The 13,176-nt window shown below is 66.3% G+C and carries 13 protein-coding genes; 6 read left to right on the top strand and 7 right to left on the bottom strand.

The features are described from left to right. The first annotated feature begins 17 nt into the window (after positions 1–17). Together FA90_RS20915 and FA90_RS20910 are read left to right on the top strand one after the other, a co-directional pair. Complete coding sequence (locus tag FA90_RS20915) at positions 18–1,505, top strand: ATPase domain-containing protein (protein WP_036172260.1); 1,488 nt, start codon at positions 18–20, stop codon at positions 1,503–1,505. After that, complete coding sequence (locus tag FA90_RS20910; protein ID WP_036172258.1) at positions 1,502–3,034, top strand: ATP-binding protein; 1,533 nt, start codon at positions 1,502–1,504, stop codon at positions 3,032–3,034. Before FA90_RS20915 ends, FA90_RS20910 begins: the two co-directional genes overlap by 4 nt. A gap of 3 nt (positions 3,035–3,037) precedes the next feature. Here the strand turns inward: FA90_RS20910 and cyaY are convergent, their stop codons facing one another. Then, positions 3,038–3,367 (bottom strand): iron donor protein CyaY, encoded by a 330-nt coding sequence (gene cyaY / locus FA90_RS20905; protein WP_036172256.1) that lies wholly within the window; start codon positions 3,365–3,367, stop codon positions 3,038–3,040. A 41-nt stretch (positions 3,368–3,408) separates the two neighbouring features. Between cyaY and FA90_RS20900 the strand changes: the two genes are divergently transcribed. The 3 genes from FA90_RS20900 (at position 3,409) to FA90_RS25225 (ending at position 6,353) form a co-directional block, all read left to right on the top strand. Beyond that, complete coding sequence (locus FA90_RS20900) at positions 3,409–3,675, top strand: lipoprotein (RefSeq protein ID WP_036172254.1); 267 nt, start codon at positions 3,409–3,411, stop codon at positions 3,673–3,675. Positions 3,676–3,678: 3 nt separating this feature from the next. Further along, the gene (gene lysA / locus FA90_RS20895; protein WP_036172252.1) at positions 3,679–4,953 is read left to right on the top strand and encodes a diaminopimelate decarboxylase; all 1,275 of its coding nucleotides are present in this window, start codon (positions 3,679–3,681) and stop codon (positions 4,951–4,953) included. A gap of 224 nt (positions 4,954–5,177) precedes the next feature. Then, positions 5,178–6,353: an FkbM family methyltransferase gene (locus FA90_RS25225; RefSeq protein ID WP_051971969.1), complete on the top strand. Its 1,176-nt coding sequence runs from the start codon at positions 5,178–5,180 to the stop codon at positions 6,351–6,353. A gap of 18 nt (positions 6,354–6,371) precedes the next feature. On the opposite strand, the gene FA90_RS20885 is transcribed toward FA90_RS25225, so the two are convergent. From FA90_RS20885 to FA90_RS26655, 6 genes are all read right to left on the bottom strand, one after another. Beyond that, on the bottom strand, positions 6,372–7,016 hold the full coding sequence (locus tag FA90_RS20885; protein WP_036172250.1) for a sulfite oxidase heme-binding subunit YedZ: 645 nt from the start codon (positions 7,014–7,016) through the stop codon (positions 6,372–6,374). 13 nt (positions 7,017–7,029) lie between these two features. After that, positions 7,030–7,980 carry a protein-methionine-sulfoxide reductase catalytic subunit MsrP gene (gene msrP, locus FA90_RS20880; RefSeq protein WP_036172248.1) on the bottom strand — a complete coding sequence of 317 codons (951 nt, stop codon included), beginning with the start codon at positions 7,978–7,980 and terminating at the stop codon, positions 7,030–7,032. A gap of 158 nt (positions 7,981–8,138) precedes the next feature. After that, positions 8,139–9,341 (bottom strand): c-type cytochrome biogenesis protein CcsB, encoded by a 1,203-nt coding sequence (gene ccsB / locus FA90_RS20875; protein WP_051972235.1) that lies wholly within the window; start codon positions 9,339–9,341, stop codon positions 8,139–8,141. 26 nt (positions 9,342–9,367) lie between these two features. After that, positions 9,368–11,479: a cytochrome c biogenesis protein ResB gene (locus tag FA90_RS20870; RefSeq protein WP_036172246.1), complete on the bottom strand. Its 2,112-nt coding sequence runs from the start codon at positions 11,477–11,479 to the stop codon at positions 9,368–9,370. A 106-nt stretch (positions 11,480–11,585) separates the two neighbouring features. Then, complete coding sequence (locus FA90_RS20865) at positions 11,586–12,215, bottom strand: c-type cytochrome (RefSeq protein WP_239701039.1); 630 nt, start codon at positions 12,213–12,215, stop codon at positions 11,586–11,588. A 63-nt stretch (positions 12,216–12,278) separates the two neighbouring features. Continuing rightward, the gene (locus tag FA90_RS26655) at positions 12,279–12,467 is read right to left on the bottom strand and encodes a hypothetical protein (protein WP_156116790.1); all 189 of its coding nucleotides are present in this window, start codon (positions 12,465–12,467) and stop codon (positions 12,279–12,281) included. Between FA90_RS26655 and yihA the strand changes: the two genes are divergently transcribed. After that, positions 12,466–13,176, top strand: a complete 711-nt coding sequence (gene yihA / locus FA90_RS20860) for a ribosome biogenesis GTP-binding protein YihA/YsxC (protein ID WP_036172242.1) — start codon at positions 12,466–12,468, stop codon at positions 13,174–13,176. The genes FA90_RS26655 and yihA overlap by 2 nt on opposite strands.

Below are 13,176 nucleotides of genomic sequence, written 5' to 3'. Positions count from 1 at the left end.
CGAACGAAAGAGCAGTCATGAGTATCCAGAACACCTCCAGCACGGCCTTCATCTCGACCGGCATTTCCGGCCTCGACAACGTGCTGGGCGGCGGCCTGACCAAGGACAGGCTGTACCTGGTCGAAGGCGACCCCGGCGCCGGCAAGACCACGCTGGCGCTGCAGTACCTGGCCGAGGGGGCGGCGCGCGGCGAGACCGTGCTGTACATCACCCTGGCCGAGACCGAGGTCGAATTGCGCGCCGTGGCGATGGCGCATGGCATGTCGCTCGACGGCGTCACCGTGCACGAGGTGATTCCCGAGGAAAGCCTGCTCGATCCGAGCGACCAGTACACCGTGCTGCATCCGTCCGAAGTCGAGCTGGGCGAAACCAACAACATGATCCTGGCGCTGGTCGAAAAGCTGAACCCGACCCGCGTCGTGCTCGATTCGCTGTCCGAGCTGCAGCTCCTGTCGGGCAGCCCCTTGCGCTACCGGCGCCACGTGCTGGCGCTCAAGCAGTACTTCGCCAGGCGTTCCTGCACCGCCATCTTGCTCGACGACAAGACGTCGCTCAAGGGCGACCAGCAGGTGCGCAGCATCGCCCATTGCGTGATCTCGCTGCAGCACGCCGATTCCGAATACGGCGCCGAGCGGCGCATGGTGCGGGTGCTGAAGTACCGCGGCGTCGCGTTCCGGCGCGGGCCGCACGACTATTCGATCGTCACCGGCGGCCTGGTGGTCTATCCGCGCATCGTCGCGGCCGAATCGCGCGAAGTCACGCGCCGCGCCCAGGTCGGCAGCGGCTTGCCGGCGCTCGACATGCTGCTCGGCGGCGGCATCGAGGAAGGCTCGAGCACGCTGATCTCGGGACCGCCCGGCACCGGCAAGTCGAGCGTCGCTGTGCAGTTCGTCAAAGCCATCACCGACCGGGGCGAACGCGCCGCCATGTTCCTGTTCGAGGAATCGTTCAACACGATGCTCAACCGCAGCGAAGGCATCGGCATCGACCTGCACACGCCGTACGAATCGGGCGCCCTGACCGTGCACCAGATCGATCCGGCCGAGATGTCGCCGGGCGAATTCAGCCACGCCGTGTGCGGCGCCGCCGACCGCGGCGCGAAAGTCGTCGTCATCGACAGCCTGAACGGCTACATGAACGCGATGCCGGAAGCGGGCTTCCTGTCGACCCACCTGCACGAGATCCTGACCTACCTGGGCCAGCGCGGCGTCGTCACCTTCCTGGTCGGGGTCCAGCAGGGCATCGTCGGCAGCACCATGTCGACCGGCATGGACGTCAGCTACATGGCGGACAACGTCGTGATCCTGCGCTATTTCGAGGCTCAGGGCGCGGTGGAAAAGGCGATCTCGGTGTTCAAGAAGCGCGGCGGCGCGCACGAGACCACGCTGCGCCGGTTCGCGATCACGCCGCGCGGGATCGCGCTCGGGCCGGTGCTCAGCAACTTCCAGGGCATCCTGACCGGCGTACCGACCATCCTGGCCGACCAGGACGACACACCGTCGTGAGCCCCGACACCGATCTCGAATACCGCATCCTGATCCACGCCCCGGTCGGGCGCGACGCCAGGCTGCTTGCCGATCTGTTCGGACGCGCCGGCCTGGCTTGCTGCATCTGCGCCGACGTGGGCCAGCTGGTCGCGGAGATCGCGCGCGGCGCCGGCGCGCTGCTGGTCGGCGACGAAGCCGTCACGCTGGAATTCCACCAGGCCCTCGGCCAGGTGATCGAGCAGCAGCCCAGCTGGTCGGACCTGCCGCTCTTGATCATGACCCGGCGCGGCGCGGCGTCCGCGGAGTTGCAGCACCGCCACCTGGCGCTGGGCAACGTCTCGCTGATCGAGCGCCCGGCCCAGGGCGTGACGCTGGTCAGCGCGGCGCGGGCGGCCCTGCGCGCGCGCAAGCGCCAATACGCGACGCGCGAGATCGACCAGAGGAAGGACGAGTTCCTGGCCATGCTCGGCCACGAGCTGCGCAATCCGCTGGCGCCGATCCGCGCCGCCTCCGACCTGCTGCGCATGCCGGCGCTGGATTCGGACCGGATCCGCCGCACCAGCGAGATCATTTCGCGCCAGGTCAGCCACATGACCGGCCTGATCGACGACCTGCTCGACTTGTCGCGCGTCTCGCGCGGCCTGGTGACGCTCGACGAGGAATTGCTGGACGCGCGCGAGGTCGTCGGCAACGCGGTCGAACAGGTGCGTCCGCTGCTGGACGCGCGCCGCCACCGGGTGACGATCGAGACACCGCAGGAAACGGTCTTCGTGCACGGCGACCAGAAGCGCCTGGTGCAGATCGTCGCCAACATCGTCAACAACGCCGCCAAGTACACGCCCGAGGGCGGTGCGATCACGGTGGCGCTGCAGGCCGATACGGACACCGTCAGCTTCGTAGTGAGCGACAACGGCATCGGCATCGCGCCGCACGTCATCGGCCACGTGTTCGACCTGTTCGCCCAGGCCGAGCGCACCTCGGACCGCGCCCAGGGCGGCCTGGGCATCGGCCTGGCGCTGGTCAAGAACCTGGTGACGCTGCACCGCGGCCGGGTGGCGGTGTTCAGCGAGGGCATCGGCAAGGGCAGCCGCTTCACGGTCGAGCTGCCGCGCGCGGCCGCGCCGGTTCAAACCGCCGCCGACGGACCGGCCGCCGGCGCCACGGCACACCTGGACCAGCTGCGACTGCTGATCGTCGACGACAACGACGACGCCTCGCACATGCTCGGCCTGTACCTGGAAGCGAGCGGCCACCAGGTCATGGTGGCCGGCAGTGCCCGGGCTGCGCTGGAAGCGCTGCGCACGTTTACGCCCGACGCGTGCCTGCTCGACATCGGCCTGCCCGACATGGACGGCAACGACCTGGCGCGCCAGCTGCGCCGGCTGCCGCAGACGGCCTCGGCGACCCTGATCGCGATCACCGGCTATGGCCAGGAGGCCGACCGCGCCAGGAGCGCGCAGGCCGGCTTCGACCATCACTTCGTCAAGCCGGTCGACATGCAGGCCTTGCTGGCGGTGCTGGCGCGCGTACGCCCCAACCGGGCTTGAAAGTCAGCCCAGCTTGACCGGCGCCCCGCCCTGCTCGCTGGCGTACTGCGACAGCGACTCGAAGAACTCGCTGTTGTCGCGCGTGTTGCGCCACTGGTCGCCGACGCGCTTGTAGTGGAAACCGCCGGAACGCGCCGCGATCCACATCTCCTGCAGCGGGGCCTGGCTGTTGACGATGATTTTCGAGCCGTTCTCGACGAACTCGATTTCCAGCACGTTGCCGCTGCGCTTGCATTCGACGTCGACCACGTCCTGGTCGAACAGGCGATCGAAGGCTTGTTCGATCTGGTCCAGGGTGGACTCGGCGAGGTCCAAAAATTCGGTTTCGGTCATGCTACACTCCAAGGTCTGCTAATCAAACCGTGATTCTAATCGTGAAGTCCCCATTTGCGCTCTGCGCCGCTGCGGCGCTGCTGTTGACCGGCTGCGGCCAGCCCGGCCCGCTCTACATGCCCAAGCCGCCGACCCCGGCCGCGGCCGCCGCCACGCCGCCGCCGGCCCCGCCCGCGCCATCGACCCCGGCCACGGGCGCGGGATCGAACGCCAACAATACCGAAGCCTCCGGCCAGCCGCTCCCGGCCGTGCAGCAACAGCCGTCGCAACAGCAGCCGCAGCCAACATCCCAGCCACAGCAACAATAACCCATGTCGCACTTCACCTACCAAGACGGCGTCCTGCACGCCGAGCGCGTCGCCTTGCCTGACATCGCCAAGGCATTCGGCACCCCGACCTACGTCTACTCGAAGGCCCAGCTGCTGGCCAACTTCGACGGCTACGCCAAGCCCTGCGCCGGGCGCGACGCCCTGGTCTGCTACGCGATGAAGGCCAACTCCAACCTGGCCATCCTCGACCTGCTGGCAAAACAGGGCGCCGGCTTCGACATCGTTTCGGGCGGCGAACTGCAGCGCGTGATCGCCGCCGGCGGCGACCCGGGCAAGGTGATCTTCTCCGGCGTGGGCAAGACCGTGGCCGAGATCGAACTGGCGCTCGAGAAGGGCATCCTGTGCTTCAACGTCGAGTCGATCCCCGAGCTGCACCGCATCAACGAAGTGGCCGGCCGCCTGGCCAAGCGCGCCCCGGTCTCGCTGCGCGTGAACCCGAACGTCGACCCGAAGACGCACCCGTACATCGCCACCGGCCTGAAGGCCAGCAAGTTCGGCGTGGCCTTCTCGGACGCGCTCGACACCTACCGCCAGGCCGCCGCGCTGGCCCACCTGGACGTGGTCGGCATCGACTGCCACATCGGCTCGCAGCTGCTGGACGACGCGCCGCTGCTCGAAGCCCTCGACAAGCTGATCGAGCTGATCGACACGCTGGCGGGTGAAGGCATCCACATCCACCACCTCGACGTCGGCGGCGGCCTGGGCATCGACTACGGCGCCGGCGACGGCGAACCGGTGCCGATCGCGCATTACGTCGAGCGCGTGTTCGCGCGCGTGGACGCCTGGCGCGCCGAGAAATACGACGGCAAGCCGATCAAGGTGGTGTTCGAACCGGGCCGCTCGATCGTCGGCAACACCGGCGTGCTCTTGATGTCGGTCGAGTTCATCAAGACCGGCGAAGAAAAGAATTTCTGCGTGATCGACGCCGCGATGAACGACATGGCGCGACCGGCCCTGTACCAGGCCTGGATGGACGTCAAGCCAGTGACCCCGCGCGACGCCGGCGCCGTCAAGTACGACCTGGTCGGCCCGGTGTGCGAATCCGGCGACTGGCTGGCGCGCGACCGCGACCTGGCCGTCGAGCCGGGCGACCTGCTGGCCATGATGGCGGCCGGCGCCTACGGCTTTACCATGGCCTCGAACTACAACACGCGCGGCCGTCCGGCCGAGGTGCTGGTCGACGGCGACCAGGTGCACCTGATCCGCCGCCGCGAAACGGCGGACGAGCTGTTTGCGCTGGAAACCATCGTCAAATAAGCATCGTCAAATAAGCATCGTCAAGTCAGCCTCGCCAAGCAAGTCCAGGCAACACCTGCCTGGGCGCCGATTTCCGGAACGCGGTCGGAAGGCGCCCGAGGCAGCACGCGTTCTCCCTTCCTTTTCGCGCACAGGCGCGCACCTCTGATCCCGGCCAAGGTTTCACGCGGCTCGCGGCATACACTGCGTTCGCCTGGCCCATCGGCCGCTTGAAAGGGACGCGCATGAACCTGACGACACGGCTTCTCGAGAACCTGCAGATCACGAAAGGCCAGCCCAAACCGGAGCCGCCGGCCTCGCTGCCCTTCATCGACCAGGTCAACCTCGTGCACACCGCCCTGTTCGGCTGGCCCTGCGACGCCCTGACGCCGCTCGACGACTACCTCGCCTGCGGCGACATCCACCAGGTCGCGCTGCGCATGATCGACTCGGAGCGCTTCCGCCACGACAGCCACAGCAAGCTGAACCTGTGGCGGCACGGATTCGCCGAGCAGATCGACCTGCTGCACACCGCCCTGTACGGCTGGCCGTGCGACGCCCTGACGCCGCGGGCCGACTATCTCGCCTGCGCCGACATCCGCCAGGTCGCGCTCAGGATGCTCGACGCGGACCGGTTCCGCTGCAGCATCCGCGACAAGATCGGCCTCTGGCCCGAGGAAAAGTGGGTGATGACCGACTACCGCGGCCTGCGCGTCTGGGTCAACCTGTTCGACGGCTTCGTGTCGTTCGGCGTCTTGCAGGGCAATTGGGAAAACGACGAGGTCGGCTTCATGCTGTCCTGCCTGCGCGAAGGCGACGGCGTGATCGATGCCGGCGCCAACGTCGGCGTGTTCACGCTGCAGGCCGCACGCGCGGTGGGCGGCGCCGGCCGGGTGTATGCGTTCGAGCCGATGAAAAAGACTTGGCAGATGCTCGAGCGCAGCGTGCTGGCCAACGGCTTCGAAGACCGCTGCGTGCTGTTCAACGAAGCGTTGGGCGAGCGCGAAGGCGGCGGTTCCTTCCACCTCAGCAGGCACGCGACCAATCCCGGCAGTTCCTACATCTCGACGGCCGACGACGGCGAGCGCATCCGTATCCGCCCGATCGACGCGATCGCGTACGCGCGCCCGATCCGCTTCGTCAAGATCGACGTCGAGGGCTTCGAGCCGCACATCATCCGCGGCGCCGCCCGCACGCTGGCCGAGCACGCGCCGATCATCCTGACCGAGTTCTTCCCGCGCTCGCTGCGCGCCATCGGCGGCATCTCGGGACCGGGCTACATCGACATGCTGGAAAAGCTCGGCTACGAGATGACGGTGTTTTCCCCGGCCGGCGATGGCGCAACGGTGACTTCGGCCGATGCCCACCGCTTCGATGCGATCACCGAGCCGATCAACCTGGTGTGCCGGCCGCCGGCTTGAACCGTGCCACGAAGGCGCTCAAGTGCGCACTTTTGCGCGCGCCGGCGCCCCCGCCTGCGCACGGGCGCGCGTCACGGCCCAATACACGCGCAGCAGCAAGAGCACCGCAACCACGCTGCCCCACACGATCGGCTGCTGGAAGTTGTGCTTGCCCGCCCGGATCCACCACAGGTGCAGGATCGCCAGCGGCGCGATCAGGTAGATCAGCCGGTGCAGGCGCGTCCAGTTGCGGCCCAGGCGCCGGATCATGGCCTGGGTGCTGGTCGCCGCCAGCGGGATCAGCAGCACGAAGGCGGCAAAGCCGACCGTGACGTAAGGATGCTTGAGCACGTCCTTCCAGATCGCCGCGACGTCGAAGCCATGCTCGAACCAGACGAAGGTCAGGAAGTGCACGCAGGCATAGAAAAAGGCGTACAAGCCCAGCATGCGGCGCAGCTTGATCACCCAGTTCATGCCGGTAAAACGGCGCAGTGGCGTGACGCACAGCGTGGCGCACAGCAGGTACAGCGCCCAGTCGCCGCTGCCGTTGGTCAGGAAGGCGATCGGATCGACGGCCTGGCCGGTTCCGAGCGCGTAGGCGATGCGCAGGAATGGCAGCAGCGCCGCCACGAAGACGACCGCCTTGATGGCCGTGAGCTGCTTAGGGCTGGGATTGAACGCCATCGGCCGCCCCCGCTCAATAAAACTTCTTGAGGTCCATGCCGGTGTACAGCGATGCGACCTCGTTGTAGCCGTTGAACATCAGGGTCTTGCGCTTGGGCGTGAACAGGCCACCTTCGCCGATGCGGCGCTCGCTGGCCTGGGACCAGCGCGGGTGGTCGACATTCGGATTCACGTTCGAATAAAAGCCGTATTCGTCCGGCGCCAGCATATTCCACGAGGTGCGCGGCTGGCTGGACAGGAAGCGGATGCGCACGATCGACTTGGCGGACTTGAAACCGTATTTCCAGGGCACGATCACGCGCACCGGCGCGCCGTTCTGGTTGGCCAGCACCTGGCCGTACATGCCGACCGTGAGCAGGGTCAGCGGATGCATCGCCTCGTCCATGCGCAAGCCTTCCTGGTAGGGCCAGTCGATCACGCGGCTGGAGACGCCCGGCATCTGCGCCTTGTCGGCCAGGCTGATGAACTGGATGTATTTCGCATTGCCGGTCGGCTCGACCTGGCGGATCAGGTTCGACAGCGAATAACCGATCCACGGAATCACCATCGACCAGCCCTCGACGCAGCGCAGGCGGTACACGCGCTCTTCCAGCGGCGCCAGTTTCGTCAGGCGGTCGATGTCGAGCGTGAGCGGCTTTTTCACTTCGCCGTCGATCTGCACGGTCCACGGACGGGTGCGCAGCGTGTGCGCGTTCTCGGCCGGGTCACCCTTGTCGGTGCCGAACTCGTAGAAGTTGTTGTAGTGGGTGGCGTCGTTGAAGCTGGTCTGCGGCTCACCGGTCGAGAATGCGGCGTTGCGGGTGGCGGCCAGCTTTTGCGCCTGGGCGCCTTGCGCGAACGCCTGGCGGTTGGCCATTTCCCAGACCGACGTGCCGGCCACGGCAGTGGCGGCGATGCCGGCGATGAATTTGCGCCGGCCTTCGACGATCTCGCGCGGCGTGATTTCGGATGGTTTGATCAGCATGACGGACTCCGGTGACTGTGTCGCAACAGGTGCTTGCCCAATGTTGCGTTTGATAGCAATCACCTTACACCAAGCGTCCGGAATTGGCTGGACGCTTGACGCTTCGTTACACGCTGTAATCGATCTGTCATCTTGGCGGCGTCGACGCCGCCTCGGGTTTATAACTTGCCGTAGGAGTGCAAGCCGGACAGGAACATGTTCACGCCCAGGAAGGCGAAGGTCGTCACCACCAGGCCGATCAGTGCCCACCAGGCCGCCGGGCGGCCGCGCAGGCCGGACACCAGGCGCATGTGCAGCCAGGCCGCGTAGTTCAGCCAGACGATCAGCGCCCAGGTTTCCTTCGGGTCCCACGACCAGTAGCCGCCCCAGGCTTCGGCCGCCCACAGCGCGCCCAGGATGGTCGCCACCGTGAAGAAGGCGAAGCCGACCGAGATCGACTTGTACATCACGTCGTCGAGCACCTCGAGCGCCGGCAGGCGGTCGGCCAGGATGCCGTACGATTTCAGCAGGTAGGCGCTGCCGACCGCGGCCGCCAGGGCGAAGGTGCCGTAGCCGATGAAGTTGGCCGGCACGTGGATCTTCATCCACCAGCTCTGCAGCGCCGGCACCAGCGGCTGGATCTCGGCGGCGTCGCGCGCGACCGTGTACCACAGCAGGAAGCCGACCGCGGCCGAGATCACCAGCAGCACGAACGGGCCGAGCGCGCGCGTGCGGTAGCGCTGCTCGTAATACAGGTAGAACAGCGCGGTGATCATCGAGAACAGGATGAACACCTCGTACAGGTTCGACACCGGGATATGGCCGACGTCGGCGCCGATCAGGTAGGACTCGTACCAGCGCACCATCATGCCGGTAAAGCCGAGCACTACGGCGGCCCAGCACAGCTTGGAGCCGACGCTGCCGCCGAACGGCGACCGGGCCAGCAGGCCGAGCCAGTAAAACGCGGTCGAGAACACGAACAGCGCGCTCATCCACAAAATGGCCGACTGGCTCGACAGCATGTACTTGAGGACGAATTTCTGGTTGGCGGCATCGAGCGAGCCGCCATACGACGCGACGCCGCACAGCGCCAGCACGGCGATCAGCGGAATCAGCCAGCGCACCGGTTTCCAGCCCCAGCCGAGCGCGGTGAAGACCGGCGCGGCCAGCACCAGGATCGCCTTTTCGTAGTAATCCATGTAGCCGCCGAAGCGGTTCAGCGCGAACAGCATCGCGGCGAACAGGCCGATGCCGTACAGCCAGTCGAGCATACCCAGGCGCTGGAAATAGCCGCGCGGCTGGACATACACCTGCTGGCCGACGGGCTGCGAAGCCGGCTTGGAAGCGCCGCCCTGCGGCGTCGTGGTCTGCGATATATCCATCGTCATCTTCTCCTTACTGCTCTAGCTTACTCCGATTGGGGCAGCCTGGTTTTCCATTCCTCGGCCTCGCGTTCGAAGTCGAGCGTCTGGCGCTGCGTGCTCATCGCCATCAGCGCGTGTGCGCCGCCGGCGTCGTCCGGCTTGACCCAGACCCAGATGCGGCGCTCGCGGATATAAAACATCGCGAACACGCCCAGCACCAGCAGCAGGCAGCCCAGGTACACCACTTTCTTGCCCGGTGAGCGCGTGACCTGCAGCACCGAGGCTTTCACTTCCACGAAGTCGTCGAGCGCCAGGTAGACCGGCGCGCCATAGAAAAAGCTGTCGGACAGCGCATTGGTGGCCAGCTGCAGGAAGCGTCCATGGGTTTCGCTCGGCTCGACCGCCGCCTCGCCCGCACGCGCATGCGCGACCTGCCACAGCTCCCACAGGCTGCCGTTGAGCATCTTCATGAACACGTTGGCGGCCTTTTCCTGCTCGGCGCCCGGGATGCGTTCCAAAAAGTCGGCGACGCCGAGGAAGCCGCCGCGCGAACCTTCCCCGGCGAAGATCGCCAGCGTCTTGGCGCTCGATTCCTGCAGCTGGTTTGCCAGCTGGACGTTGTTGACGGCTTGCGGCATGGCGCGCTCGGCGTAGCGGCGCGCGGCCTCGTTGCGGGCGGCCTGGTCGGCCAGTGCGGCGCGCAGGCGCATCCATTCGCGCACGCCGTGGCCGTCGTCGGCGGGAATGCGCAGGTAGCTGAAGGGGTCGCCGGGGTTGTTGCGCACGCCGGCCAGGTAGAACTGGGCGCCGTCCAGCGTGACCGGCTGCATGTAATTCAGGAATTCGCGCGCCTGGCCGGTCTTGTCGCGCAGTTTGTATTGCACGCTGGGGCCGACGTTTTTCTGGTCCTTGTCGTTGGCGTGCTTGGCGGCCGAGCCGGTGTGTTCGGACAGGGTCTTGGCGAATGCGCTCTCGAGCGAGGCGCCTTTGGCGACCGCGCGCGGGTCGCCCGCGCTGCCATTACCGCTGCCCGCGCCCATGTTCTCGACGTTGAACGCGCGGAAACCCGACCACTCCACCGAGTACTGCTCGGCGCCGCCCTTGAGCGGGGTCGCGCCGCCGACTTCGCCGTCGACGGCAAAGGAATCGGCGCCGGCGCCGCTCATCGGCCAGCCGGTCAGTTTCAGCTTGCTGCCGCCATCGTCGAAACTCGACTGGTAGACGGCCACGCCGCGGTAGATCAGCGGCTTGTTGACCTCGATCCGGGCCGGGAATACCTTGCCGCTTTCGTGATCGCGGATCGTGACCTCGCTGGCGAACAGCTTGGGCATGCCGGTCGAGTAAAAGTCGATGATGAACTTGTTCAGGTGGATCGTGAACGGCAAGTCCTGCACCAGCACGCCGTTCGGCTCGTTGATGATGGCGGTGGCGCTGCTCTGCCCTTCCGGGATCATCGTGTTGCCGCGGAAGGTCGGGTTGCCCAGGCCGAGGCGGTGCTGCGGGGCGATCTCGGCGATCAGGCCGCCGCCATTGAACGGCGTCTTGCCACCGAACCATTCTTGCACACGGATCGGGAGGTTCGAATCGAGCAGGCCGCCGAGCGGGATCACGATCATCGCCGTGTGCGCGAAAATGTAGCCGAGCTTGTTGGCGGCGCCCTTCTTGGCCGCGACCAGCAAGCCGCCCTCCTTTTCCACCACCTTGACGCGGTAGCCGCCGGCCGCCAGGCGCGCGGCGCTGCGCTGGGCCAGCACCGGGGCGGTGACGGGGCTGGCCCACTCGCCGCGATGGTGGAAATTGCGCAGCGACTGCTCGCGCACGTTCTCGCGCCAGCTGCGCACGTCGCGCAGCATCTTCGGGGCGTTGCGCGCGATGCACAGCGCCGTCGAGGTCATCAGCACGCCGAAGATCAGCAGGAACCACCAGGCCGAATACACCGCGTACAAGCCGATCTTGTCGAACACGGCGTACCAGAACGGCCCGAACTGGTTGATGTAGTCCGGCGTGGCCTGGTCCTGCTTCATGACGGTGCCGACGATGGCGGCGATCGCCAGCATGACCAGCAGCGTGATGGCGAAGCGCATCGAGGACAGCAGCTCGACCGCGGTGGCCAGGCCGCGGCGGCGGGTGTTCAGTTCAATTCCAGTGGTGCGCATCGGATTCGGACATTTAATGAGAGCAAATTTCAGCCGCGAGCATACAACAAAAAAGGCGGCCCGCTTGCGCTGCCGCCCTTTTCATTTTGTTGCACCGCTGCCGGTCTTACTTGAGACCGGCAATGTAGTCGGCCACCGCTTTCATTTCCTCGTCCGACATGCGCTTGGCCAGCGCGCCCATCTGCGGGCTGTTGCTGCGCGCGCCGCCTTTGAAGTTCTGCAGCTGGGCGAGCGTGTAGTCCTGGTGCTGGCCGGCCAGGCGCGGATACTGGGCCGGCAAGCCGCCGCCGGTGGCGCCGTGGCAGCTGGCGCAGGCGGCCACGCCACGGTCGGCGATGCCGCCGCGGTAAATCTTGCGCCCGAGATCGAGCGTGTCCTTGTTGCGCGCCGCGCCCGGCTTGGCCTGCTGGCTGAACAGGTAAGCCGCGATGTCGGTCTTTTCCTGCTCGGTCAGCATCTTGGCGTAGGTCGTCATGATCGGCTGGTTGCGCGCGGGCGTGGTGAAATCGACCAGCTGCTTGTGGACGTAGGTGTCGACCTGGCCGGCCAGCTTGGGATTGGTGGCGATGGCCGAATTGCCGGCGGCGCCGTGGCAGGACGCGCAGGCCGGCAGGCCGCGCGCGTTGTCGCCGGTGTCGTACAGCGAGCCGCCCTTGGCCGGATCGGCTTTGGGTGCGCCGGCGGCGTGGGCGGCATCGGCCGCGATGGCCGGGTTGAACGTCACGAAGCTGGCCATGACGAAGGCGGCCAGCAGGAAACCACGTTTCGACACACGATTCATTCAAGCACCCTGAAAAAGTCAAAAATCATCGGGAAATCCGCCGCGTGCGGCTGTTTCAAGATCTTCTTGCTGTGACAGTGCAGCGGTGATGCTCGTGCCCCGCCGCGGCGCGTCCAACGGCAGGTAACTCCCTATTGTACAATGGCTTTGTTTCCTGGCCGCTTTTTTGTTGTCTTTTTCTTTATTCCCCGTCTGATCCTTTCCCATGTCCAAACTCTGGCAAGCCCGTTTTTTCACGACCGTCAACCAGCTGCGCGATCTACCGCGCCTGCAGGTGCCGGAAATCGCCTTCGCCGGACGCTCGAACGCGGGCAAATCGACGGCGATTAATATCCTGACCAACCAGAAGGGCCTGGCATTCGCGTCCAAGACGCCCGGCCGCACCCAGCACATCAACTTCTTCTCGATCGGCGGCGCCCATGTGGCGATGCACCGCAAGGATGCCACCAACGTCGACGAGATCCAGGCGCTGCTGGTCGACCTGCCCGGCTACGGCTACGCCGAAGTCTCCGGCGACGCCAAGCTGCACTGGCAGCGGCTGCTAGGCGATTACGTGCAGCGCCGCGACCAGCTGGCGGCGCTGGTGCTGATCATGGATTCGCGCCGCCCCTTCACCGACCTGGACATCCAGATGCTCGAATGGTTCGCCCCCACCGGCAAGCCGATCCACTGCATCCTGACCAAGGTCGACAAACTGAACCGCAACGAGTCGACCAATGCCTTGCGCCAGGCGCGCCAGATCCTCGACAGCTACGTGGACGAGGACGGCAACGGCTTCCCGTTCACGGTGCAGCTGTTCTCGGCCCTGAAGCGCGTGGGCATCGACGAGGCAGACGCCAAGATCATCGAACTGCTCGGCCTGGACCAGGATCCGGAAGATCCGGCCCAGGACGTCTCCGAACCCGAAGGAACCTGA

This window comes from Massilia sp. 9096 (genome assembly GCF_000745265.1).
Lineage (GTDB): Bacteria > Pseudomonadota > Gammaproteobacteria > Burkholderiales > Burkholderiaceae_D > Telluria.
Note: the sequence above shows the minus strand (reverse complement) of the source record. Positions and strands in the feature narration are given on the sequence as shown.